This is a genomic window from Hymenobacter translucens (assembly GCF_020685205.1).
In the GTDB taxonomy this organism is placed as follows: Bacteria; Bacteroidota; Bacteroidia; order Cytophagales; family Hymenobacteraceae; genus Hymenobacter; species Hymenobacter translucens.
Genome location: NZ_JAJERB010000001.1, coordinates 799,324 through 823,875, shown reverse-complemented (window position 1 = coordinate 823,875; position 24,552 = coordinate 799,324). Strand labels below are relative to the sequence as shown.

Sequence of the window (24,552 nt, the reverse complement as noted above, 5' to 3'; positions counted from 1 at the left end):
TGTAAGTAGCTCCTGTTCGCGCTCCTCATTCGGGTTCAGCAAAACGGTCCATTCAGTAAAAGGAACGTTTCTTTGGGGATGGCACCCCAAGATCCCCTCAGTCAAGAAATGTGGCGCACGGCTAAGGCACGGTATCCGGTGGGCAGTCGCTTGACTGGTACTGTTGTGCATCAAGCCCCGTTCGGAGTATTCCTCAACCTGCAGCTTGGGCACGTGCACGCATTACTAGAAATTCTCTGGTTTGCCGACGCACCGGACTTTTTGCCAGCGGGTTCCCCACCCGGCCCCCGCGTCCGCCTGCGTTACCCGGAAGTGGGCGAAGTTGTGACGGCTACCGTTATTGGTCATCGGGAGGATAACCACCAAATCTACGTCAGTGCAAAGTCTATCCCGACACGGGATCAGAATTGACGCATTTTCAGCAAAACGGTCGTTCACGCAAACGAGCGTTCAATAGCACCCGTAGTATCCGTGGCAACTGGGGTCATTCTCCCCCCGGGTGCCTTCGTCGTTGAAGAGCCACACCTTTGGGCCAGAGTTTTGGATGAAGTACCCAAAAAACCGTTCTCGGGCGTCGTCGATGGTGTATGAGCGGAGACGTTCCCCTTCAAACGTTAAGGTGACGTGTTTGTGACCCACGGGCAGCAATAGCGGAACCGCAACAATGAGCCACACCTGCGCCCCACGCCACGCTAACTCATCGGTCCGGTACCGCCACCGCTGCTGTCCTCCTTCCACTTCTTTGCGGCTTGGCTCGCCCCATAGGCGCAAGGCATCGGCCATGGTGACGCCGCCCGAAGCCTTTCCCTTCTCGCCTGGGGACGGACCCAGAGGGGTATTCAATGGCCGTTGTCGGGTGCCGACAACGAGGCTAAGGCCCACACAGCCGGGCAGTGTCATGGTCACAAGCAAACAGAGCAGGGGCAACCGATACAGCATCTCAACGAAAGGCGAGCAGATTGGCGAAGATTTTAGGCGGCAAAATACATTCCTGCTTTTGCGAGTTCAGTGAAACGGGCGGGAAGCTAAACGGCTATCTACTGGACTTCCAGTATGAACCCCGACACTTGTTGCTCAGCGTCCTGTAAGGTTTCCAGCACTCGCTCCGCATACTGACCGAGGTAGCTTTGACTTTTCGCAAAATCCCGCCACACCACCGTTAACGGAACGTCCACGCACCGGATGCAGTCCCACAGCGCATCCAGGTTTTCGCCATAGTAGTCGGGAAAGGAGAGGTGCTGTTTGAGGTGGGCGTGCAGAGCGGGTACACTCATCATCTCGGCCCCTTGGAGGATAACTCTCATCTCGGAAGGTACTGACCTAGTTCAGCAAAACGGTCGTAAAGCTAAACGAGTTATTGGCTACACTGAAGCGCAGCTAGTTACATTCGACCTCATGGAGCCATCACATTCTGTTTTTGAAAAGGAACCACTCGCTGCCCTACGCGTCCAAGTGGTGCGCCGAACCTGGATACCCCTCCGGCCGGCATTTGCCAATGTGCTCTTCGTGCTGGCTTTCCTGAGCTTCGCCGTTTTCCTGTTCGTAACCGACGATGCAGTGGCATTGCGTACTTTCTTCGTCAGCGGGGGCTTCTTGCTAGTGGGCCTTGTGGCGGTACTACTCAATGCCCTGGCATCAGCCTTTGCCCAACGGCAAGTCGGGGAAATCACCTTCCATCGCGAGACGTTTACCTTGTGGCTAGGGGAGTGGGAATGGATCTTGCCAAACGATCAATTGGTGGCGTTGAAGCTCAATTTCTCTGCGCCGTGGAACTCCCCACCTGCACTACTCGACTGGGGCCATTCGGTAACAATTGTCCTAGACGGTCAGCGGGTGTCGTTCCAGCTATTGGACGTGCCGCTGGATGCAAGACAGGTGCTGTCTTCGTTGAAAGTGGCGAGCGTCTCCGTATCAGAGTCATTGTGGACGCAACCGACTCGCATGTTCTTGGGCAGGGGGCTGAAAGGCCTAATCGATGGATTGACTTAACTCTCTGTGAGTCTACGCAAACGGTTGTTCAGGTAGACAAGGGTAATAAGAGTGTCAGGCAGCTGTTAAACGGTCAAAATGCGTCAAGCAAACGCGTAACTCTTTGGCGGCTTTCAACAACCGCCTTTCCACGGTCCCCTCTGGCTTAAACTCCTCAAAAAAGCGCTGATTCTCCTGCCAATCGTCCGGTCCCACCAGCTTACTCAGGGCATGGTTGAGGGTGTGTAAGTGGTAGGTATGGTGAGAGTCGTTGTAGTCGGGCAGTTGCTGGTTTACCAACTGAAAGACGGTGATCTGCAAGTAGTCCTCCAGGTTTTCGAAGGAAATGGAGACTACTTGGGCTGCGTTGCGGTATTGCAGCTCATAGAAGACCACGCTACGGACTGTTTCGGACAACTCAGCGAACGCGAACTCCGAGACTAGAAATGCAAAATACGTTTTCGCCGCCCTTAGAAAGACTTGTGCTTCTACCATAGAATAGATTGGGTGCGCGACAGTGCTAGGTAGCGTGTTAGTTCAGCGAAACGAGGATATTTTTACTAAAGGCAGTATCATACATCCAGCAGTACCAGATGGCTTTATTTAGAAAGGAAACACACGAGGAAGGCATCTACAAGGAAGTTTATGTGTACTTCCTGGGTGCTTTGATTTACAAGATGTGGTTTGTTCGAGGCGTTAAAACCGGTAGCAAAGTGTTCCACACGGGAGAAGGCTTGACCCAACGCCGAAAGTAAAGACCTCTAGGTAAATCGTGTTCACGTTCGTTCAGCCAAACGGTCGTTCAGGCAAACGAACGAAATAACGAGGCTAGTTCTGGTATAACATCAATATCAATGCCGTGTGAACCATGAAAGCGAGTGAGCAGGCTACCCATACAATTTTGGGTCGAGTCGAAAAGACTTTCAGCAGCAGAATGGTAAGCAAGGGGAGTACCCAGTAGAAAAGGTAATTTATGTACAAGTCCAGGCCGGCAAATGCTCGCAAGTGATCCAATAGGCTAAAACCAAACAGTAAGTCCAGCCACGTTAAGATTGCTAATAGAAAATTGGCCAGAAAAGGCAAGGAGCAGATATAAGCAACAGTTTTCCAGTGACTTTTTCCTTGGTTTTCCATAGTTACTCCAGGCCTGGTTGTGATTGGTGAAGCATAAGGTCTTATTGCCGGGTCTTGGTAGTAAAACGGGCCAATTCGCTGTTGTAATCAACCGTTACAACCAAGTATTGGAAAGCAGAGCCGCCTATGGCCCCTTTGACTACCTTGTCCATTGAGTGGATCATCATCCGAGACCAGGCTTGGTCGGGGCGAACGGCAAATAGCACCGGACCAACGGTGGAGTTGCCGATCTTAACCTGGGGCACTTCTATCAGGTCGGCATTGGCCTCTCCTTTTTCGATCACCTTCCACGCGGGGTGCTGCGCGACCCATCGATCATACACCGAACGGGCAATGAACGAACCCGCAAGCGAGGTTTTTTCCGTGCCCAGCTGTTTGCGCCCGGTGTCGGAAAGAATAATCGTTGCCCCCGTGTCGAGCAGCACATCAATAGTCTCCCCCGAGACTTCGATCTGCATGCTGGGGTGGCCGTAAAGCTTTTGGCCCGCAGCATTTTTCTTGAAGCCCAGCTTCTGAATCCCCGAGGATTTGGTCCGGTTCTTAGGCACGGGGGTATTGGTGTAAACCCGTTCGTTGGGGTAGTCGAACGTCCATGATTTGCCAAGAAAAAAATGCTGGCCCAGAAAAACGTCGTGGGGTAAAATACTAAGCAACAGCCCCCCCTCGCCCTGTAATGCCTCATTCGGCATGACGGTGAAGTACGGCTTTTGGTCAAGGGAGTCGAAGGGCACGGCAGGGGAGGGAACCGTATTTGCCTTAATGACGTCGGCAAACAAAATGTACGGTTGCTTTCGAGAGCCTTTGCCACCTTGTTTGATTTTGCCGGCAATAGCTAACCGGTCAATAGTGTGCGGGTACAGAAAAGTCCCTCCCCCCCCCGTGTCCGCAAAGCCCGTCAGTGTATCGCCGTTAAGGGCTGGCAGCTTAAGGTAAAACCGTCCTTTATCAACAAACCCGGCAGGGACGATAACCGCATCTTTCGCGATACGGGGAACGGCACAAGCCGACATCAGCGGTAAAAGCAGCAGAAATTTTATGGTCCGCATGGGTAGAAAAGTGCTGAAACAGCGGAATAGTAAGACAGTCATTGGTATTACCCCGCCCGCCGCGGCATTTTGCGGTGTCGACCGCGGAACCTGCCCAGTGCAGTGTACGGCCGGCCGCACAACAGCGCCCCCACCAAACGCCGAACGGGACCGCAGGCCTTCGGCCCAGACAGGACTTTTGCACGCTACCGCGAGGGCAACCTGGTTGAACTCCGACGCGCTACGGGGCCTGAACCAAGGGCCACAGTCCTTCGGCCATGGTGCGGCTCCAGGCGTTGCCGCCCGGCTCGCCGGCGTTGGACAACACCACGACCGTGGTTTCGCCGCCCAGCAGGATGAAGCTGTTGTGGCCCAACCAGTCTTCGGCTCCGGCGTGCCGCACCAGCTGGGTCTGTCCGTTCTGGGTGGTCACCACCCAACCGTACGCGTAAGAAACGTCCACGTCCTTTTCGCGCCGCACGGCCACGGCGGGGGCGAACAGCTGGCGCAGGCTGCTGTCGGAAAGCACCTTGGCACTTCGCAGTGCCTGCAGCCAGCCGAACAGGTCAGCCGTGGTGCTGCACATGCCGGTGGCGCCGCGGTACCCGTAGTTGGCCCGGCTTTGGCCCCGCGCGTACACCCGCCGACTAACCCGGCGCGCCCGCTGGGCGTCTTGCGCCGGCGCCAGGGGGACGCCGGCCGGCAGCGGCTGGCCCCAAAAACCGGTGTGCGCCAGCCCGGCCGGCTGTAGCAGCGCCGTGCGCACGTACTGCTCGAAACTCGTGCCTGACGCCACTTCCACCACGGCGGCCAGCAGGCAGTACCCGTCGCTGGAATAGCGGTAACTCTGGCCCACGGGGCCCGCCAACGGCTGGGACAGGATGGCCCGCACGGCCCGGTCGCGCTGCTGCTGCCCGTCGGCCGAGTACCGGTCACCCAGTCCCGAGGTGTGCGTGAGCAGGTGGTGCAGCGTCATGGCGCGCTTGTCGGCGGGGGCCGCGGGGAAGAACCGGGCCAGCGGGTCGGTCACCCGCAAGCGTCCTTGTTCGGCGAGCTTCAGCACGGCAGCGGCCGTGAACTGCTTGGTGGTGGAGCCGAGCCAGTAAGCAACGGGCCCCCGCGAGGCTCCGCCGACCGGTTGCTGCACCAGCACCCGCGCACCCCGGGCCACGAGCACGTGCCCCCGAAAGCCCGCGGCGGCTTGAGTGCGTAGGAATGCCTGCACGGCCGCGGTATCGCGAGGGCCGGTGGCAGCTGGCGTCGCGGGAGGCGGGGCAGCCCCTGGTGCGTACGGCCTTTGAACCGTAAGGGGCCAAACTGCGGAGAGCATGGCAAAGCAGAGGCGAAGAAACGAAAGCATTGGCTTGTCGAAGGGGAAGCGCCATCAACGGCGGAGTGAGAAGTATGCAGCAGTGTGGGTAGCCAGCGGGACTACCAGGTTACGTCAAGCGGGGAATGGCTGGGCGCGTCCCGTGCCTTCCCCGTAGGGTGCAGGATGACGCACCGGAATAATGAACTGACCGGCAAGCGCTTACTCTTTGTCGGTCTTCACCCGGCCGCGCTCCTCTTCGAGGCTGGTGGCGCGCTTGCGGGCGGCTTTTAGCTGCTGGTTGCCGAGCTTGTAGCTGAAGCTCAGCCGCGCCAGTCGCGACTCATAGTAGCTCAAAAAGCGCACGTCCGTTTCCTGGAAACGGATACTGCCCCGCTGCCTGTTGGAGAAAAGCACGTCGTTAACGGTCAGGCGCAGGGTCGCGCGCTCGTCGAACAGGCTTTTCTGCACCCCCACATTCAGGCTCCCGAACGACTGGTAGCGGAGAATGCCGTTGAGGCCGGCCGTTTGGTAGAAGCCCGAGGCTTCCAGCTTGAGCTTGTGCGGTAGCTGCACGTTGGCCTGGCCGTAGAACGTAGCCGCCGTACGGGCAGCGCGGGAATCGGTCAGGGCGCTTCCTTCCCGGTACACATACTCGTTGCGGGCCACGTTCACGCCGGCGTAGCCCGTGAGCTGCTTGACGAAGCTCAGCGGCACGTTCAGGGCGGCGCTGTAGCTGTTCTGATGGGAAAGGTTGCGGGAGATCGAGTAAATCAGCTGGCCCTCGGTTTCAGTTACCAAACTGATCACGTCGTCCGTGCGGCTATGGCTGAGGATGACAAACGGCTGCTTGTTGTAGGTCAGGGCCAGCTTGTAGTTGCTGGTAAACTGCGGCATCAGGTTCTCGTTGCCGCGCTGCTGGGTGTAGGGGTCCAGGTAGATGATATTCGGGTTCAGGTCCTGGTAGCTGGGCCGGTCGATGCGGCGGCTGTAGGCCGCGTTCATCCCCACGGATTTGTGCAGCACCCGGTCCACGTTCAGGCTCGGGAACAGCTGGCCGTAGTGGCGGGTGAAGCGCGTATCGCTGCTGCTGCTTTTGGTGTTGTGGCCGCGGTTATCGGTCCACTCGCCGCGCAGACCGGCCTGCCAGCTGAAGCCCAGCTGCTCGCCTTCGGCCTGCACGTAGCCGGCCTGTATGCTTTCCACAAAGCGAAAGCTCTCCTGCCGGTCATTGGTGCCGCCCACCAGGTCGAGGGTAGTGCGAATATCGGCCTGGCTGGTTTTGGCCCCCAGGCGCAGCTTCAGGGTCGGGCGCAGGGGCCAGCGGTAGTCCACCCGGCCCGAGCGCAGCCCGATCCCGACGTTCTGGTCGTTGCGCAGGCGTTCGCCGGCGCCGTTGCTGAAGGCGTTCTGCACCTGTCCGAAGCTGCCCGACTCGTAGTAGGAGTAGTCAGCGTCGGCGGTCAACTCCCGGCCCAGCGTGTCGAGCTGCAGCCGGTAGTTCAGGTTGGCGGCGTAAGAGTTGGTGCGGCGTTGGCTGCGATTCTGGGTGGCTACTTCGATATTGCCGGGGGCCGTTACGCCGTTTTCGGCCTGGGCCAGGGTACGGTTCGTGTAGCCATTGACGAGCACGCCCAGCGTTTGCCGCGGGGTCAGGTTGTAGTCGGCGCCGAGACGCAGGGTGTTGACTGTCGCCGTGCGGGGCTGGTAGCTGCGCTGCACGTAGCGGGCGCCGGGCTCATCGGGGTTGCGCTCGGTGTTGAGCTGCTCGTAGGTCTTGCGCCGGGCCAGGCCGTAGTTGCCAAACACGTTGAGCTTGCCGGCGCGGTGGTTCAGGTCCAGGTTGCTGCCGGCCTTGGCAAAGCGCCCGTAGCCCACGTTTGCGCTCAGCGTGCCGTTGGTGCCCAGGTCCACGTTTTTCTTCAGGATGATGTTGAGGATGCCCGTGTTGCCGGCTGCGTCGTAGCTGGCGTCAGGCTGCGCCATCACCTCGATGCGGGCGATGCTGCTGCTGGGAAAGTCCTTGAGCACGCTCATTACGTCGGTATAGCGGGTGGTGCGCCCGTCGATGAGGACGACCACGCCTTGGCGCCCGGCAATGCTGATCCGGTCGTTCATTACGAGCAGGCCCGGCACCTGCTGCAGCACTTCCAGGGCCGTAGCGCCCGCCGTGAGGCTGCCCTCCACATTTACGATCATCTTACCGCCCTGCATTTCCAGCAGCGGCTTGCGGCCCACCACTTCGACACCGCGCAGCTGCCGGGCACCCACCGCGAGCTGTAAGGGCGGCAGCAGCACCCCGGCACTGCCTACCTCAAACGGTGCCGAGCGCCTGGTCAGGTAGCCCAGGGCGTTGATCGTGACGTGGTAGCGCCCGGCGGCCACGTTGCCGAAGCGGTAGCTCCCATCGGCCGCCGACTGGGTCGCGGTGGTTTGCGTGGTGTCCTGCACCGGGCGCAGCAACACGGTGGCAAAGGGCAAGGGCTGCTGCTTTTCATCCAGCAGGCGCCCTGACACCGTGCCCGGCGTCTGGGCCAGGCTTACAAAGGCAGGAAGGAAAGCGAAACAAAGGGTAAAAAGTACTTTCATTAGGTATAGGGGGTAAAGTGAGCCACGGGGCACCGGCTTCCGCGCAGCAGGAATCGATCCTGAACACCGGCATTTGCGGGGTCGGAAAACCAGGCCGAAAAAGGCGGCGAAGGTGAAAGGAAAAAGCAGGGCATTCTTCCAAGCCCTCTGCAGGTGAAATGAACCGTAGCTATCCGGCAGAGTGGTCCCATTGGCTGCTGAGTGAGGCTGCCCCGAGTAGGCAGAGCCTAGATGAAATGCATTCTGGAGCAGTTGCCCGTTCTGCACAATAAATGTTTAGGCGCTGCGCAGGCGCCTTAGGGACGCGCTCCTGGCCTTGTCCTGCTGCTGTCGCACGGCACCCACATTTTCACAAGCCAATGCCCGTCAGCTGATTTAGCCTCATTTCATGCCGGCCCGCCGCACTTCGGGCATTGCCAGCGGCACGGTGTCGGGCCGGGCCAGGCGGACACGCTGGCGCGACAGGTCAAAGGTGACGACGAAATGTTGGAGAAACCCACTGCCCAGCAACGCTTCCGTATCCTGCGTAAAGAGGAAGTAAGGGGTGAGCACGCGATAGGGACCGATGCTCAGATCAATGCGCAGGCGGGCGGTTTCGTTGCGTTGCGTACCAGCCTGCTGGTTCCAAGACGCGGGACCGGCCTGCGGGGGCGAAGCCAGCGGCAGGCGCGGGGCTAGGGCTTTGGGAAGATAAAACCACTGCGCGGCGCCCGTGTCGAAGTTAAACCAGGTGGTGTCCTGTCCCAGGCGCACGGGCAGGTAGGGCATCCGGTCACGCAGCTGGTAGGCAAACACCTGCCGGCCATCGGGCGCGGGCAGTCCGCCCAGAGCCCAGGTCAGCTGCTGTGCCGGGTAATCGAGCGTGAGCAGGCCCTCACGAAACAGGTTGAAGCCCAGCACGCCGTCCACGTCGAGCTCTTCCAGCGCGCCAGCCGTGACATTGCGAAACACCACGGCACCTACCTGCAGCGAGTCAATTCCCACCACGTCGGTTTTTCCACGCTTCTGCAGCACCCGGCCGCCTACTGCCCGTACCACGGAATTTTTCACCGTGACCACGTTGCCTCCCGCGTCGAACAAAAACCGGAACGGCCCTTTCCCATTGACCAGCACCGACACGAGCGGGAGCGTAGACGTCCCCACCAACGGTACGCGCACCGTTGCCTGGCCGAAGTTCACCTGCTCGGCACCGCGCCGGATCCGGGCCAATAGCTCGGGCCGTACGGCCTGCGAAGTTGAACAGGCAGTCAGCTCCAACAGCAGGCCGAGGCTTAAGCCCAGCCACCGCCACGGCACCCGCAGGGGCGAATGGCGAAAGCAGCAACGTACGAGTCGGGAGGCTAGAGGCATGGCGGGGGAATATCCGGTTGGCCCAGCAAACCTAAAAGCTCAGCCCGCGCGCGCCCTATCCAATCCGCCAACCTGGCTTTTTCCTCCGCTATCAGGTTGTCGTAGCAGCCGTAGGCGGATGGCCCCCCCTTACGAGACCGTAGACAAGCGCCTACGCCCGTTGGCGGATGGAAACGCCGCTTTGGCGGATTGCCGATTGCTCACGGCGGAGAGTCCTCCTAACTTGCCGGCTTACCGGTTCCCACGCCCGCGCATGAAGCCTCGCCGCGCTTTTTACTCCCACCTGCTGTTCTGGCTCCTGTTCCTGGCCGTTCTTTTGCTCTACCGCACCAGCAACCGCAACCACGGCGTGGTAACGCCGGCCCTCTATCTTGCGGAGCTGGAGCACGTGGCCTTGTACGTGCTGCTGGCCCGAGTGCTGGTGACGTTCTACGTGAGCCTCTGGGTCTTCACGCGGTTCTTTACCCCCCAGCGGATCGGGCTGCTCTTCGGCCAGATCGTGCTGCTGGGGTTGTTCGACGCGACCCTGAGCTACGTGCTCGAGCAACGCCTCATCGGGCCCCTAACCGGTTGGTGGTTCACGGACTCCAGGACGCCGGCCTTGGTGTTTATCACCGACGCGTTGCTGGCCAGCTGGGTGTTTGTGATGATGGCCTTTATCTACAAGCACGTCCGCGACCAGCGGGCGGCACAGGCGCTGCGCCACGAAAAAACCGCGCTGGAGCTGGCTTACCTGAAGTCGCAGCTCAATCCGCATTTTCTTTTTAACAACATCAACAGCCTCTACGGGCTGGCCCTGACCGAGCCCGAGCGAACACCAGATGCCATCCTGCGGCTGGCCGACCTGCTGCGGTACATGCTTTATGAGTCTAACGAAGCGTACGTGGCTTTGAGCCAGGAAATAGACTACCTGACCAGCTACATTGCCCTGGAGAAGCTGCGGCACGATGGGGATGTCTACGTGGACTTCACCGTGGATGGGACCATTAGCACCCAGCGCATTGCCCCGCTGCTGCTCATCTGCTTTGTTGAAAACGCGTTCAAGCACGGCTCGGTCAACGACCCGCTGTGCCCCATTGCCCTGGCGCTGACCGTGCACGGCCCCGCCCTGACGTTTACGGTGGGCAACCCGATTGCGGCGCAGCACAAAGACCAGGTGGGTGGGGTGGGCCTGGCCAGTGTGCGCCGCCGGCTCGCGCTGCTCTACCCCGGGCGGCACCGTTTGGCCGTGGCCGACAACGGCGCCTATTTCCAGTGTACGCTTTCCCTGGATACGGATGCTCCGCCGGTCCTTACCGCTGCCCGCCCATGAAACAGCTTAATACCCTGGCCATCGACGACGAGCCCCTAGCGCTACGCGTACTCACCGAACACGCGCGGCGAGTACCGTTTCTGCGCCTGGTGGCCACCACCACTGACCCCATTCAGGGCTTAATGCGGGCACAGGAAGGCGATATTGACCTAGTGCTGCTGGACGTGCAGATGGCTGCGCTCAGCGGCATGCAGTTTCTGCGGCTGCTGCAGGGACGTTGTGCCGTCATCCTCACCACGGCTTACCCCCAATACGCGCTGGAGGGCTACGAGCACGCCGTTGCCGACTACCTGCTCAAGCCCATTTCCTTTGAGCGGTTCCTAAAGGCCGTGCAACGGGTACATACCCAGCTCGCCACTGGCTTGGGGGAGAGCACACCGGCAAGGCCCTCCCTAGCCGAGGTGCCCGCGTACAGCTTTATTAAAACGGAGCACCGCCTGGTGCGGGTCGACCACACGGACATTCGCTACCTCGAAGGCGGCCGGGATTACGTCACGGTTATCACCGGCACCGAACGCATCCTGACGCTGACCAGCCTGGGCAAGCTGGCCGAAAGCTTGCCGCAGCCACCGTTTATGCGCGTACACAAGTCCTACATCGTGGCCCTGGACAAGATTACGTCGGTGGAGCGGCAGCGCATCTACCTGGGCCAGACCATCATCCCCATAGGAGAGACCTACCGGGCTGACTTCGCCCGCGTGGTGGGCAGTAGTTAACGCAACACGACTGGTTACGGGCGCCATGGGCACAGCGCAGCTCCGCTCGGCCGTCACCTCCCAGCAGCATAAATGGACGCTTTCCCCTTAGTCGCCCTATGAACCATCGTTTACGGTTTCTTCTCAGCTGGTTTCTGGCTTTCCCACTACTCATCCGGGCGCAGTCGCCTGAGGTGAAAGCGATCAAGGCCGGCCGGCTGTTTGACAGCGAACGCGGCATCCTGTTGACCAATCAGGTTATTCTCATCAGCGGCAACACCATCACCGCGGTTGGCCAGAACCTCGCCATCCCGCGGGGTGCTACCGTTATCGACCTGAGCCAGTATACCGTGCTGCCCGGACTGATTGAAGCGCACAGTCACTTGCTGATGGAGCACCCGGGGGACGAAGACAACACGCTCACCGTGACGAAGGCGGTGGCCATCGAAGGCGATGCGCTACGGGCGCTGCGCGGAGCTGCCCGCGCGAAATCGTACCTGGATGCGGGCTTCACCACCGTACGCGACCTGGGCAACTCCGGCCGGTTTGCCGACGTGGCCCTGAAGCGGGCCATTGAGGAAGGCAGCATGCCCGGGCCTCGGCTCTACGTATCTGGCCCGGGGCTCGCGTCGGAAGGGGGGCAGGTGCCGGGCCTTACGCCGGGGCAGACGCAGTTGATTGTGGGAGACTACCGGATCATTCGCGGGGTGGAGGACGCGCGGCTGGCCGTCCGCGAGCATGTCTACTACGGGGTGGATTTAATCAAAATCTACTCGAACAGCTCCCCCAACAAAACCTATCTATCGGTGGCTGAAATGCAGGCCATTGTAGAAGAAGCGCACCTTTACCAACTCAAAGTCACCGCCCACGCGACCACGGACTTGGCCATCCGGCGCGCCCTGCAGGCGGGTGTCGACGGCATCGAGCACGGCTACGTAGTCTCTGACTCCACCCTGCGCCGGATGCACCGGCAAAACGTCATTTTGGTGCCTACGGACATGGACTTCCAGCTCGCACAACGACAGGTCGATAAGTTGCGCATGAGCCTCAGCGGCGAGCAGATCCGCAATTTGGCCAAGCCCTACCACGACCGCTTGCTTCGGGCCCGGCAGGCCGGCATTATCCTGGCTGCCGGTTCCGACATGTACATGGGCCTCGGGCTCGCCCGCGGGCCGGCCGCCAAACGGGTGCTGTTTGCGTACGCCGAGGCCGGCGTGCCGCTCAACGAGGTCCTGCAGGCCGCTACCCGAAACGGGGCGCTGCTGCTGGCGGAGCCGCGCCTGGGGCGGCTTCAAACCGGGGCCTGGGCTGACCTCATCGCCGTGCAGGGCAACCCGTTGGAAAGCCTGTCGGCGTTGGAGCGCGTTGTTTTTGTGATGAAAGCCGGCACCGTTGTGAAATCCGCCGTGTCGCGTTAACAAGTCAGCTCGCGCTGGATAAATCTGGGATATGCCACTGCAGAGTAGGCGCATTTTAGCCAGGGAATAACACGGCCATAAGGTCCTGACTCACTTTTCTGACAACGTCCTGCGATTGGTTGGTGACCACGAAGAGCACCGTCGGCCCGTCGCGTGGGTCCAGGTAGCGGACGAAATGAGCGAAGAACACACCGTTGCTGCCACCGTGGGACACAACTGGCGTACCGCGTTTGGACTGGTACACCGACCAGCCGTAGCCGTAGGAGATGGACCCGTTAGGCGTTTTCGCAACATAGGGCTGATATAGCTTCGCCAACGTGACCGGCGTCAGCACCTGACCGGTGGTGAGCGCCCGGTGCCAGAGCCACATATCCTGCGCCGTGCTGAGCACGCCGCCGTTGCCGCGCAGGTTCCAGGAGGGGCCGTCGGGGGCCCAGCCCTTGCTGTTCGGCTTGCCCCAGGGGCGACCATTCACGTAGCCCACGGCTATTGCCGAATCCGGCCAGTTTACGAGTCGGTAACCGGTAGATGTAAGGCCAGCTGGCTGGAACAGGCGCCGGTTTAAGTACTGCTCATACGGCTGGCCGCTTACCTGCTCGATAATGACGGCCAGCAGCGAGTAGCCGACGTTTGAATACTGATAGGCGGAACCCGGCGCAAACACTAGCTTACGGCGTAAGGTCTGCCGGATGAAATCTTTTCGGCTTAGCCACTGCTCGTCCCGGCCGGAATACTCGCGTAGTCCCGCCGTGTGCGTGAGTAGCTGATGCAGCGTAATGCCCCGCTTATCGGCCGGGGCGGCCGGAAAATACTGGCCCAACGAGTCCTGCACGCTGAGCTTGCCGTCTTGCTCCAGCGCTAACACGGCCGCCGCGGTAAACTGCTTTGTAAGCGAGCCGATGTCGTAGGCGGTAGAGGCAGTGTTGCGGATGTGGCGCTCCCGGTCCGCTTGGCCGTAGCCGCGCTGCCACACCAGGCTGTCGCCGCGCCCGACCAGCACCACGCCGGCGAAGTCGGTTCCTGCCAGCGCCGCTTCCAGGCGCCGGGGCAGGTCCGTTGGCCCGGGGGCATGGGGCGGGGCTACGGGGCCGGGGCCGCCGATGAGCACGGCGCAGAAGAGAAGCGAGCGGAGCATGAGCTGCAAATAAGGTACGGACTAACGGTTGTGTGGGGGGGCGCCAGCGTGCTTCGGGCGGCAGCTGTAGGGTGCGGGGAGGGGTACGTAAAAGTAGTGGGTGCGGCCCCGGCGGCCCCGGCGCAATCCGCCAACCCGGGTTTTTACTCCGCCATCGCGCCAGGCAGACTACCGGTGCCCTGGAGCCCGAGGGTGGGGGAGCGGGCTTACTACTTGGTTACCGCCGTTCCGTTGGTACCGGCTTCGGTACGAGCACCGGCACGGTGACTCGCACGGCCATTGGGCTTACCGGGTTCAAACGCCGGCAGCTGGCGCACGGCGGCCAGTACCGCCGGGCCCGAAGAAGTCGCATACGATCACGCGACCAGCGCGCTTGAATTCCAACCATACCGGAAACGGGCCCCTGCCGGGTGTGCGCGGTCGTTGGCACCTGGGCCGGAACCCAGACGGAGTACGGCCGGTCGGCGGTGAAACGCCTCATACCCTGAACCCGGGGCGGCGGCTTTAGGGCCGGCTGCTGGATGCCCCGTTGTACGGCGACCGGCGGTGTGGCACCGGTATGGGCACCAACCCCAGTGCGAAACCGAGTGGGGGGCAATTATACTATTGCGGGTAATGGATATTTTGATTCATCTTACTGATAATCAATCAGTTGGAACTTGAATAATTCTCGAAAATGTTTTATTCATTTCCATCTGTCCCCCGCATTTTATGGCCAGCATCACCTTTTTTTTGAAGGAACCCACCAAGGACCGGCCCACGCCCGTTATCGCCCGCGTGGCGTTTGCCGGAACCAAAACCAAAGTCTACACCGGCCTGAGCATCGAACCCCGCAAGTGGATCCAGGCCGCGCAGCTGGTGCAGGTGCGGGGCAACGCCCAAGCGGGGCGCGTCAACGACGCGCTGGCCGCGATCCGCACGAGCCTGGAAAATTGCTTTCTCGAATGCGTGGCCGCTGGCGCGGTGCCCACGGCCGAACGCCTCCGGCAGGCCATCGAGCCACTCGCCCAGGAGGAGGCGGTGGCCGTTGCCGCGCCCGGCGCCGACGCCCCACCTGCACCAACCACGCTGCTGGCGGCCTTCGAGCAGTGGAACGAGCACCAGCGCGTGCGCTTCAGCCGGGCCACCATCCAAACCAATATCACGCTGCTGCACCACCTGCAGCGCTACCAAGCCAGCACCGGCTGCCCGCTGGCGCTGGACACGCTCACGAGCCCGGTGTTCGCCGAGCGGTATTGCCGGTTCCTTTCCTCGGTCCAGCGGCTGACCGACAACTCCATCGCCAAGAACCTGACGCGCCTGAAAGCGTTTCTCAGGTTCGCCCACGCGTTCGGACTCACGGACAAACCCTCCTACGAGGCCCTGACCTGGAAGAAGCAAGAACCGGACATCCTCACCCTGACCGCGGAGGAGGTGCACGGGCTCGAGCAATTGCCGCTGCCGCAGCAGCCGGCGCTGGCGAATGCCCGGGACCTGTTTCTACTTTCCTGTTACACGGGCTTGCGGTTTTCGGATTTGGTCAACCTGCGGCCCGAGCACTTGCAGGAGGACCGCCTGCGCTTGCGCGTCAGCAAGACCCGGGAACTGCTCATGGTCCCGCTGCGGCCCGAGGCCCGGGCGTTGTTGCTGCGGCTTTTCGCCGGCACGATCCACGTGATCAGCAATCAAAAGCTGAATGCCTACCTGAAAGCAGTGGGGCAACTGGCGGGCCTGGACGCGCTGGTGGAGCGGACTCGTTACCGGGCCGGGAAGCGGGAAAGCGAGACGTTCCGCAAGTGGGAACTGCTCACGTGCCACTGCGGCCGCCGCACGTTCGTGACGCTGGCCCTGGAGCGGGGCCTGCGCCCGGAGCTGGTCATGAAAATCACGGGGCACCGCAGCTTCCAGGCCTTTAAGCGCTACGTGAACATCACCGAGCAGGCCGTGGAGCGCGAGTTCATGCAGGTGTATGGCAAGCCGGCCTGAAGCGTCCCCGGCGGAACCGGGCGTGCTGGGCGTGGAGTAGGAGGGCCGGCACGGCCGCACCCACCGGGTACGGCCGGTTCCCTGCGATATCAGCGCGCAGTAGGCGAACGGACCCACCGGGGGCGAACTGGCAAACTGGGCAGTGACTTTTCGCGCCGAGGGGGACTATACCCGGTAGCGGTCATTCACTTCCTGATCCGCCCCGTCCCGCCCCATGCTTGATTCCCCCTTCTCCGCCCAATTGGTGCAGCTGCTCCGGCAGGCCCTGCACGAAGAAATCGCAATGGCCGTGCGCCAGGCCCTGGGCCAGGGCCTGGCGCCCACTACCCCGGCGCGCGCCAGCGACGAAACGCCGGCGCTGTTGAGCGTACGCGAGGCGGCCGCCTTTTTGCAGGTGTCGGTCGCGACCGTGCACGCCTGGAAGCGCCGGGGATTGATCACGTACCGGAAAATCGGCGCGCGGACCCTGTTCGAGCGGTCCGCCTTGCTGGCCGCGGCGGCCCCCCAGGCCCCGGTCTTTGACGGCCGCCGGTCCGCTCCGCGGCGAAAGGGGGGCGGCCGTTAATGGTCGTGGACTGGGGGGCTGCTTGAGCGGCCCGCCCCAGCAGTTCTCCGCCACGCTTGCCAGCGGGAGCTGCCGGCTCCCGCGACGTGCGAGTCTCCCCGGCACCTGCCCTCCGGGCACGGGGTCATGCACACGAGCCCGGGCTCGCTAAGCCTACCGGGTGGAGATGCATTCCCAGGGCCCGGGACGACGGCTGGCTACTCCGCGGCGGGCCGCACCCTGCCAGGATCAACGCGCCCCGACCGGTGTGAACGTCGTGTTACGACCCGGTGAAGCCAGGAGCCGCTCCGCGGCCGGCCTGCTCCCCGGGGAGTGGGCCGGGCTCCCTGTCCTGGGGGCACTTCCCCTCGGGTTTGAGCCGTGTGCTCAGACCCCAAGGGGAGCCCGCCCTTGAACGGACCCGAGGAGGGCGTTAAACCGTTTTTAAGTTAACTTTCTGATAATGAATAGTTTGACTAAATATATTTGGAACTTGCAATATACTTCGATGTGTTGTTTAGGAGGAGCTCGTGGATCGACCCCAACCCTGGGGATGAACCCGGCCGCGAATCCTGTAAATTTCTTTCACTTTTAAAGGCACGAATATGATAGTAGGCGTAATTGGCTCGCGAAATTTCAATGGGTACGAAAAGGTCGTGGAGGAGCTCGACCGCCTCGCGCAGAGCACTGGGGAGCCCATCACCGAACTCGTCTCCGGCGGGGCCAAAAATTCGGCAGACACCCTGGCCGAGCGCTACGCAGAGGAACGGGGCATCCCGATGCGGGTTTTTCTGCCGGATTATGCCGCGTACGGCCGCGCTGCCCCCCTGATCCGGAACAAATCGATCATCGACGCCTGCACGGTCCTGATCGCGTTCTGGGACTCCAAAAGCAGAGGCACCGCCCACGCCCTGCGACTGGCGCGCAGACGCAAACCGGCCTTGCGCCTGATCATCGTCGTGCCCCTGCCCTGAAACCAGGGTGCCGGACTGAAAAGCCGCCTCTCGCTCATCGCTCGCCCCCCTTGACCATGCCCGTTCTCCTACCCGCCGCCTTGGACCTTGACGCGCACCTGGCCGCGCACCCCGCAACGTTCCCGGGTTTCCGCCGCGAGAACCTTTTCCATTTGCTGCACCTGGTCTCGTACCTGCCGCTGGCCAACCGTAAAGTCGCGGCGCGCCTGCCGGACCACCGCGGCTTCGTGCCCCTGCGTGCCGCCCGCCTGCGCCGGTGGTTGCCCGACTACCGCGACTATTTGCACTACTGCCTCGCGACGGACCTGCTCGTAACCGACAACTTCTACCTCGAACCGAACCCGCACCGCAAAGGCAAATGCCGCGGCTACCAGTTCACCGCCGCGTACCGCCCCGCCGCGCCCGACGGGGAAGGGCCCGCCGGCCCCGGGCTGGTCTTGCACGAGGTGCCCGAACCGCCCAGCCTGACCCGGGTCAAGCGCCGGTACGCGGCGGCGGCCAAGAGGAGTCGCCCCGCCTACGGGCCCCTACTCAGCTGGCTCGACGCGGGCCGCACCCCGTTGCGGATCGACCGGGAGGCGGCCGAGCGCTTCGTGGCCGCAGAGCTCGAGCGGGTCCGGCACGACCCCTCGTTGCGGGAACGCCGGCGGCGGCGCAAACGCAAAGCCGCGCAAAAACGGGGCCGGCGCTCGCCCTTCAAGGACCCCGAGGCCCAGGCCCTGCAGCGCCGGCTCTCGATCGTGAAACTGGCGGCGGGCGAGCTGGACGCGCACGTGGACAGCGTCGGGCGGCTCCACAGCACGCTCACGTCCCTGAGTAGCAAGCTCCGGCCGTTCGTGTACTGCGAAGGGCACGGGCGGCTCGTGGCCCTGGACCTGCGCACCAGCCAGCCCTATTTGGGCAATATCCTGCTGCGAGGCGACTTTTACGAGGCCCCCTACAGCAAAGGCCGCAAGGGCAGCCAGGTACCGCTATTTATACGGAGGGAAGGCCAATTCGGCCGCACCAGCCCGGACCAGACGGAGACCCTGGCCCGTCACTGTGCGGAAATTTTGCAACGCGCAGATCATCAATGCGAAAGCCGGTTCCGGGAATGGACCAGCGCCGGGGATTTTTACCTGCACCTGCACCGGGCCCTGTGGGGGGGCGCGAGCGCGCGGCCGCTCGATCGCGACGCGCTCAAGCGGATGGTGCTCACCGTCCTGTTCTCGGACAATGCCAGCCGGGCGCCCGTCCTGGCGGCCTTCGCGCAGCTTTTCCCCACCGTCGCCGCCATCTTCCGGGCCTGCAAGCAGCGCCGGGCCAATTACCTGCCCTTGCTGCTGCAACGGCTCGAGGCGGTGATCTTCCTGGAGAAAATCGCCGGCCGGCTCGCCCGGGCCCGCCCGGACATGCCGTTGTTCAGTTTGCATGACTCCTTGGTCGTGCCGGAGGCCCACGTCGACTTCGTGCGCCGGGTGATGGCGGAAGAGTTGCGGCGCTACGTGGGCGCCGAGCCCCACCTCAAAGTGTCGTATTGGGGGCAGGACCCCGCCGTGCAGGGCTAAGCATCCCGCCCTTCCAGCGCCCCCGTGCGAGCCGGGGCCTAGCGGGCGGGGCAGGGCAAAGGGCGGCCGCCTCGCCGGCGCCGGTACTGGTCCCCGTCCCCGGCGGGGGCGGGCGCAGAAACCGGCGGGAGCGTAACGGGCACGACGAGCACGAAACCCAACGCCCGCGCGCGGGCCAGCTCAACGGCGTGGCCCGTGGTGCGGCTTTGCCCGTCGTGAAACGCCAGCAGGCCCGCGCTGGCGTCCACTAGCGCCCGGTTGCGGGCCTGCGGGGCGCCGGAACCGTAACGCGCGTAGTTGGGGGTGATTACCCGACAGGGCAGGTTGCGTTCCTGCGCGTAACGCACGGCCAAGGAGCGGGCGCTCCCGGTGAGAAGGGCCGTAAGCGGCAAGGACCCACTACCGATCAAGCGGTCGAGGGTGGCGACGAGTTTGGCGTAGTCGTCAAATTCGCGGGTGTGGAGGATGGCCAGTTTCATCAGGGGAGCGGGTCGTATTATTTTCAATAATAGGGTGGGGGCCGCCCAGGGGTTTCACGAGAGGTTCGTTCCCCGGCCGTCCCATCCCGGGGTAGCCGCCCGGCGGCCGGGTCGCCCCGGGGCAGCGGCCCCAGCGCGGGCTACCCCCGTCGCCTTATTACCGGTCAGGCAACGCCCCAGGCTGCGCCCCCGAGTGCCCGCTCTAGTGCCCTGCCTATCACCCGTTAGGGGGCGTATCCACCGTCTGGGGAACCGGGGCCAGGTCGGCACGCAGGAACGCCTCGGGGTCGTGGTACACCAGCACCGGCTGGCCGGGGGCCGAATCCGCGGCCCCATACAGGCAGAGAAGACCTTTGCCGCGGTAGTGCTGCTCGAAGTACTCCAGGTACTCCGCGCGGCTGCTCGCGGCACTCTGCCCGTTGTAGGGCAGCTCCACAACGGCCGTCAGCAGATCCGTGCCAGGCAGCGCGTACAGTAGCAGTAACGGCTCCTGCAGAAACGGATCGGTACGGAGCAGGCGCCGGGCGTGGGCCAGTGGCAGGGTAGGGGCCTGGAACTGGAAAACGGCCATCCCCGCCGAGCGCACGGCCTCCAGCTCCGCGGGCGCCACCCGGTCAACCACCACCGCATCGTGGTAGCCCGGCAGCCGCGGGAGGTAAACAGCGGCCAGCTCAGGGTTCTGGGCAGTTGCGGCGGCCACGGTCGTGAGCCAGGCCAAGCGGGACATGGGCCGTACCAGCCGTTGGTGCACCTCGGCTAACGTAAGGGCACGGTCGAGCACTAGCGCAATCCCTTCGCCGGCCGCCCCCCGCTTCGCCCGGAAGTACTCGACCCGCGTGCCGGCCAGGCGGTGCGGGGTGGCCTCGTTTCCCCACAAGGGCGCAAACGCCAAGTCGGCCGACGCTGGCGCCGGTGCTGGCGAGGGCTTGGGCGGGGCCGGGAATGGGGACTTTTGCGCCCGGTCGGCGAAGAACTCGTGGAAGTGGGGCACGGGCTTGCTGGCCGGCAGGCGCTCGGCCAGCCTGAAGTGCGGCTCCGCGTTGCGCTTGTAGCCCCCGGGATAGCTTGCCACGAGCAGCTCGAAGCGACGGGCGGCGGCAATAACCTCACCGGGGTGCAGTTCGCCGTCTTCGCGGAGTCGGCGGCACAGGTCGGCTTCCGGGATCGGCTCGCGTAGCCGCAAAGCGCGCAGCAGGGCGACGAAGACATCGGGTTCGAGGCGGGGTTGGATGGGCATTGTAGCAGTTGGGAAGAGGTGAGGGCGTGCGCGACGCCGTTGGGGCGGGGACGCGCTAGCTATACTGTAAGTAGGGGGGAATACAGGGGGAAGTTTCATGGGCGGGTTCGCAGCAACGGACCGGGTTCACATCCGTCTCTATTCCCTCCGAGCTGTCACTACTAGCGGTTGCTGCCTCCCACGCCCCACCGCGGGGCGAGGACCGGGGGCTAGGAGGCGCCAGGCGAACCGTGGGCCGCCGGCGGTTGTGCGTGCAGCTTCCGCCGGTAACGGTGAGCCGTTGGACCCCGCTAGCTTGCCGGGGCGTAAGCGCCCCGGGCCGGATTGGCCAGACTCCTGCGAGGGCCGGGTCGGGGACAGTCCGGCGAGCGGGGCAGTGGAAAACGCGGGGAACAGCTTAACGACTGCTCAGGCGCCCGCGTGCACAATCACCTGCTGCCGCGCGGTCGCGCACTGAGACTCCGCTTACCCAGGCGGCTGGACGGGGCCCGAGCCACCGGCCGCTTTAGGCGTCAGCTCGTGCACAATGGTGACGATTCGGGGGTCGAAAGCGAGCACTTTGTTGACCAAGCGGACGACGAGGTCTTGGTCTACTAGATTGCCAGCCTGGGTTTTGTTACCGTCTTCGCTCGGCACCGGCGCTTTCTCGATTGAGCCGAGCAAATTTACCAGCGCCTGCCCCAGCCACGGCAAAGCGCGTTTCAGCCACCGGTTGACCTGCGGCTGGCTCATGGAATACTGTTTCGCCAAGGCTGTTTGGGTCCACTTGCCACCCCAGTAGCGCAAGCAGAACAGCAGCAACTTGTTGGGCTCCTTGAAGCTGCTATCCCGGGGCAGCCGGGGTTGGCGCGCTGCATTGGTTTGCAGCCGGCGGGTGCGCCCGGTGCCGTCCAAGGTCACGCGCTGCCGCGCGGTCGTGACAACGGCTCGAAAGGCCCGGCCCAGCCGCCTGAACTCGAGGGGCGTCAAGCCCAGCTTCTCGGTGGCTGACAAAGCATGATGAATCCAACTTCGTGTGGTAAGCAGTAGCCCCCCCTCGTGCGGGGCGACCTGCAATGCCCGGGCGACCTTCCCACGGTAGCGCATCTTCTTGCGCCGCTCGATTTTCCGTTGCGATAAAATTTTTTCGCTTTCCATCGGCTGTAAGCTTAATCGGTATACTCGATAAAAGGAAGAGAGCAGTCAATAAACCGTTTAAGAAGCTCAAAAGCAAAGATACTGCGGGCTTTGTAGACCGGCCCTGAGCCCGCGGTAACCAAGTGGACAAATAAATGGCCTATAGTGGTGGGGGCCCCTGTGCCTGCCCCGCCGCTGATCCATGTCTATTGCTTCCGCCTCACCCTTCTCGCCTTTTGCTCGCAGCGCACACCAGGGCCGTCCCAACGGTAGTGGCCCGGCGCAGTTATGCCCGCCTCGGACTGTCTCGCGGGGGGCTAGCTATGCCCGGTACTCAACGAAGGCAAACCGGCAAAGGCCCGCGGGCAAACGGATAATTCCCGGCAGGCACGAGGGGGAGCGCGTCAGAGACTTGCCGCGGCAAAAGGGTCGCCCGCGCCCTGCTGCCCGCCCGCCTCCTGGCTGGTCCGTCGCGGCCGGTGACCTCCGTTGCGAGACGACCTCACTGGGAGCCGCCCGTGTGCACCGGCCAGGCCGATCCTTCGCGCCCTGGCCCTCAAAAAACCATCGAAACCGGCGCGTTCAGCGCACCATAGCCCCTTATACCATGAATCTTTCCCTCCCTCAATCGCTGCTCGAAAACTTGACCTGCTTTAGCCACCTGGCCGCGGTTCGGACCCCGTTGCAACTACTGGCCTCGTTTACTAGCGCCACCACTATCCAGCCCAGCCTGCGCCTGCCCGCCGCGGCCGCGGTGCCCTGGCAGCCCGCGTTCGAGCCCGCTCCCGGCCCGGTGGGACTGCCAGCCGCGCAACAAGCCCTGCTCGCGCGCGCCTGCTTTTTCCTGCGCCCCTACGACATCGAGATAGCGTTCGAAGACTCCCTGCCGTTCGGCCTGCGGCTGGCCCTGCACCGCGGTACGGAACAAGGCACCGTGGTCGTGTACCACAAAACCACCGGGGCGTGGAGCAAAGCCGTGGGCGAGGGCGCTCCGTCGGCACTGAGCGGCGAAGCGGCGCGGGTGCTGAACCAGCCGCTGCCGCAGCGGGCTTGCGATGTCGTGGGCGTCTGGCCCGCTACGGCGCCCCTGCTTCTGGCGTCACTCTACTGCCAGCTCGAACACGGGACCCAGGAGCGGGGGTGGACCCTGGCGTGGCTCGAACTCGGTGCCTCGGCCCTCGAGGTTTGGGTGCAGGACCCGGCCGGCGCGCTGGCGCACCTGACGGTGACCTACGGCCCGGCCGATGCTCCCCTGCAACTCCAGCAGGCCCGCTTCCAGACCCCAGAACTGCGAGAGCAGCTGCTCGCGCTCCTGTGCGAGGTGAGCCATGCGACCGAGTAGCCGCACAGGGCAGGGCGCGCCCCCGGGAACGGGGTGTGCCTGCGGGCCGCGGGCTAGGCCACCCTAGCTGGAACCAGGCAGCAGCCACCGCGGGTGTTCAGGCGCCCGCTCCGCGCTGCGACCGGCCACGGCCAACCGCATTGGTAGTCCCATAGGGACCCCGCATTCATTCACGGCCTTGGGCCCCGGGCCCAGGCTCCATACTTCATTTCAATGAACCCTCACCTTAATTCCATTCAACCCATGTACCCTTATCCCAACGAAGAAGACCTGGAAATGCTCGCCCTCTTCCCCGAACTGCTGAACCGCCCCTTTGGGGCCATTGCCCCCCTGTCCGGCCGCATCGGTCTGTCAACCAACGCCCGAGTGCGCCCGAATAAAGCCGTCACGGCCAGCGACGAGGAGGCGGCTGGGCAGCCACCGCACGAATTCCCGGCCAACACCCCCATTCGACTGATGGGCGCGTACGTCGCGTTCCTGGAAGCGGCCACCCGCCAAGGCCTGTCGGTCGCGTCGGTCTCGCGACTTGGGGCCCGGCTGTATGTTTGGCTGGAGGACGGCGAGGAGATGGCGCAGGTGTCCTTTGACCCGGAATTCGGCGACACCCCTGTGCTGGCCGAGGTTCTCCAAGCGACTACCCGCCCGATGGCCGACACCACGTTTGAGCTGCTGCGGAGCCTGCAAAAAGCACCCGGCACGTGGGATCATCCCGCCGCGCACCTGCCCGTGACCTACGTTTCCGGAATTCACCAGCCCGCTTCCGTGACCGTGCGTGACATGTGCAAGCACCTGCGCGTGCATAAGAAAGCCCGCACATTGACCCTCGACAACGGCGACGATACCCTCCAGGGCATGGCAACTTGCGGCTTCGTTCCCCCGGGGGTGGGGTTCTGGCTCGTCGACGGCAGACGACCGGTCCACCCTGGGGATACGCCAACGGGCGAAATCACCGGCCTTCACGTTCTCTTCCTGCGCCAGGAGAGCGGCACGGCTTCTACCCCCCGCACCCTGCTCGACCGCGTGTGGGCGGATCCCCTGCTGACCGACATCGTGTTGGTCGGCTTCTATGGGAATGAGAGCCCGTACCTGACGCTCATCGTGCAGCTGGGACCCGAGTCCGGCACGGATGCCTCCCGCCGCTACGGCCTGATTCGCTACCTCACGACGCATCACTGCTATGGCGACACACAAGGCCACACAAGTCCCGTGCAGGAGGCCTATGTTGAAGATCCAGTTCCTCAGGAAATGTGGCGGCCGTTTATTGTGTACCACTGCTGGGAGTATCTGGCCCGGCCCGGGATAGAAGACACGCTGTAGGCGCAGGGTCGCAACAGCCACCGGTCCCCAGGTAACGCGTAGGCGCCGCCTGGGGACCGCTTTTTTAGGGCTCTTTGGTTCGTCAATCACGCCAGG

20 protein-coding genes are annotated in these 24,552 nt (G+C 63.1%); 10 read left to right on the top strand and 10 right to left on the bottom strand.

Going from position 1 to position 24,552, the window contains the following annotated elements; translation table 11 throughout:
- Window positions 1-1,037: 1,037 nt before the first annotated feature.
- A complete protein-coding gene (locus tag LJY25_RS03525) occupies window positions 1,038-1,304 on the bottom strand; it encodes a barstar family protein (RefSeq protein ID WP_227606841.1) in 267 nt (88 codons plus the stop codon).
- Window positions 1,305-1,395: 91 nt separating this feature from the next.
- On the opposite strand from LJY25_RS03525, the gene LJY25_RS03520 reads away from it, so the two are divergent.
- Window positions 1,396-1,989: a hypothetical protein gene (locus tag LJY25_RS03520; protein WP_227606840.1), complete on the top strand. Its 594-nt coding sequence runs from the start codon at window positions 1,396-1,398 to the stop codon at window positions 1,987-1,989.
- Between the two features lie 54 nt (window positions 1,990-2,043).
- On the opposite strand, the gene LJY25_RS03515 is transcribed toward LJY25_RS03520, so the two are convergent.
- From LJY25_RS03515 to LJY25_RS03495, 5 genes are all read right to left on the bottom strand, one after another.
- On the bottom strand, window positions 2,044-2,463 hold the full coding sequence (locus tag LJY25_RS03515; protein WP_227606839.1) for a hypothetical protein: 420 nt from the start codon (window positions 2,461-2,463) through the stop codon (window positions 2,044-2,046).
- Between the two features lie 680 nt (window positions 2,464-3,143).
- Window positions 3,144-4,148 carry a retroviral-like aspartic protease family protein gene (locus LJY25_RS03510; protein ID WP_227606838.1) on the bottom strand — a complete coding sequence of 335 codons (1,005 nt, stop codon included), beginning with the start codon at window positions 4,146-4,148 and terminating at the stop codon, window positions 3,144-3,146.
- 220 nt (window positions 4,149-4,368) lie between these two features.
- Window positions 4,369-5,352, bottom strand: coding sequence for a serine hydrolase domain-containing protein (locus LJY25_RS03505; protein ID WP_227606837.1), 984 nt, complete (start codon window positions 5,350-5,352; stop codon window positions 4,369-4,371).
- A gap of 306 nt (window positions 5,353-5,658) precedes the next feature.
- Window positions 5,659-8,025, bottom strand: coding sequence for an outer membrane beta-barrel protein (locus tag LJY25_RS03500; RefSeq protein WP_227606836.1), 2,367 nt, complete (start codon window positions 8,023-8,025; stop codon window positions 5,659-5,661).
- Window positions 8,026-8,406: 381 nt separating this feature from the next.
- A complete protein-coding gene (locus LJY25_RS03495; RefSeq protein ID WP_227606835.1) occupies window positions 8,407-9,375 on the bottom strand; it encodes a retropepsin-like aspartic protease in 969 nt (322 codons plus the stop codon).
- A 253-nt stretch (window positions 9,376-9,628) separates the two neighbouring features.
- Here LJY25_RS03495 and LJY25_RS03490 point away from each other — a divergent pair, with 253 nt between their 5' ends.
- The 3 genes from LJY25_RS03490 to LJY25_RS03480 all read left to right on the top strand — a co-directional run bounded on the left by LJY25_RS03490 (window position 9,629) and on the right by LJY25_RS03480 (window position 12,800).
- Window positions 9,629-10,687 (top strand): sensor histidine kinase, encoded by a 1,059-nt coding sequence (locus tag LJY25_RS03490; protein ID WP_227606834.1) that lies wholly within the window; start codon window positions 9,629-9,631, stop codon window positions 10,685-10,687.
- Window positions 10,684-11,403 (top strand): LytR/AlgR family response regulator transcription factor, encoded by a 720-nt coding sequence (locus LJY25_RS03485; RefSeq protein WP_227606833.1) that lies wholly within the window; start codon window positions 10,684-10,686, stop codon window positions 11,401-11,403. The genes LJY25_RS03490 and LJY25_RS03485 overlap by 4 nt, the downstream gene beginning before the upstream one ends.
- 98 nt (window positions 11,404-11,501) lie before the next feature.
- Window positions 11,502-12,800: an amidohydrolase family protein gene (locus tag LJY25_RS03480; RefSeq protein WP_227606832.1), complete on the top strand. Its 1,299-nt coding sequence runs from the start codon at window positions 11,502-11,504 to the stop codon at window positions 12,798-12,800.
- 55 nt (window positions 12,801-12,855) lie between these two features.
- On the opposite strand, the gene LJY25_RS03475 is transcribed toward LJY25_RS03480, so the two are convergent.
- Window positions 12,856-13,935: a serine hydrolase domain-containing protein gene (locus LJY25_RS03475; RefSeq protein ID WP_227606831.1), complete on the bottom strand. Its 1,080-nt coding sequence runs from the start codon at window positions 13,933-13,935 to the stop codon at window positions 12,856-12,858.
- Between the two features lie 711 nt (window positions 13,936-14,646).
- On the opposite strand from LJY25_RS03475, the gene LJY25_RS03470 reads away from it, so the two are divergent.
- From LJY25_RS03470 to LJY25_RS03455, 4 genes are all read left to right on the top strand, one after another.
- Window positions 14,647-15,900, top strand: a complete 1,254-nt coding sequence (locus LJY25_RS03470; protein WP_227606830.1) for a site-specific integrase — start codon at window positions 14,647-14,649, stop codon at window positions 15,898-15,900.
- Window positions 15,901-16,114: 214 nt separating this feature from the next.
- A complete protein-coding gene (locus LJY25_RS03465) occupies window positions 16,115-16,465 on the top strand; it encodes a helix-turn-helix domain-containing protein (protein ID WP_227606829.1) in 351 nt (116 codons plus the stop codon).
- A gap of 584 nt (window positions 16,466-17,049) precedes the next feature.
- Complete coding sequence (locus LJY25_RS03460) at window positions 17,050-17,418, top strand: DUF2493 domain-containing protein (protein WP_227606828.1); 369 nt, start codon at window positions 17,050-17,052, stop codon at window positions 17,416-17,418.
- A gap of 56 nt (window positions 17,419-17,474) precedes the next feature.
- Window positions 17,475-18,965: a hypothetical protein gene (locus tag LJY25_RS03455; protein ID WP_227606827.1), complete on the top strand. Its 1,491-nt coding sequence runs from the start codon at window positions 17,475-17,477 to the stop codon at window positions 18,963-18,965.
- A 38-nt stretch (window positions 18,966-19,003) separates the two neighbouring features.
- Here LJY25_RS03455 and LJY25_RS03450 read toward each other — a convergent pair whose 3' ends face one another.
- The 3 genes from LJY25_RS03450 to LJY25_RS03440 all read right to left on the bottom strand — a co-directional run bounded on the left by LJY25_RS03450 (window position 19,004) and on the right by LJY25_RS03440 (window position 21,818).
- Window positions 19,004-19,471, bottom strand: coding sequence for a DUF2493 domain-containing protein (locus LJY25_RS03450; protein WP_227606826.1), 468 nt, complete (start codon window positions 19,469-19,471; stop codon window positions 19,004-19,006).
- A 190-nt stretch (window positions 19,472-19,661) separates the two neighbouring features.
- Window positions 19,662-20,681 (bottom strand): hypothetical protein, encoded by a 1,020-nt coding sequence (locus LJY25_RS03445; protein WP_227606825.1) that lies wholly within the window; start codon window positions 20,679-20,681, stop codon window positions 19,662-19,664.
- Window positions 20,682-21,146: 465 nt separating this feature from the next.
- Window positions 21,147-21,818 (bottom strand): hypothetical protein, encoded by a 672-nt coding sequence (locus LJY25_RS03440; protein ID WP_227606824.1) that lies wholly within the window; start codon window positions 21,816-21,818, stop codon window positions 21,147-21,149.
- A gap of 586 nt (window positions 21,819-22,404) precedes the next feature.
- On the opposite strand from LJY25_RS03440, the gene LJY25_RS03435 reads away from it, so the two are divergent.
- Both LJY25_RS03435 and LJY25_RS03430 read left to right on the top strand, forming a co-directional pair.
- Window positions 22,405-23,139 carry a hypothetical protein gene (locus LJY25_RS03435; protein WP_227606823.1) on the top strand — a complete coding sequence of 245 codons (735 nt, stop codon included), beginning with the start codon at window positions 22,405-22,407 and terminating at the stop codon, window positions 23,137-23,139.
- A gap of 213 nt (window positions 23,140-23,352) precedes the next feature.
- Window positions 23,353-24,456: a hypothetical protein gene (locus LJY25_RS03430; protein WP_227606822.1), complete on the top strand. Its 1,104-nt coding sequence runs from the start codon at window positions 23,353-23,355 to the stop codon at window positions 24,454-24,456.
- Window positions 24,457-24,552: the final 96 nt, after the last annotated feature.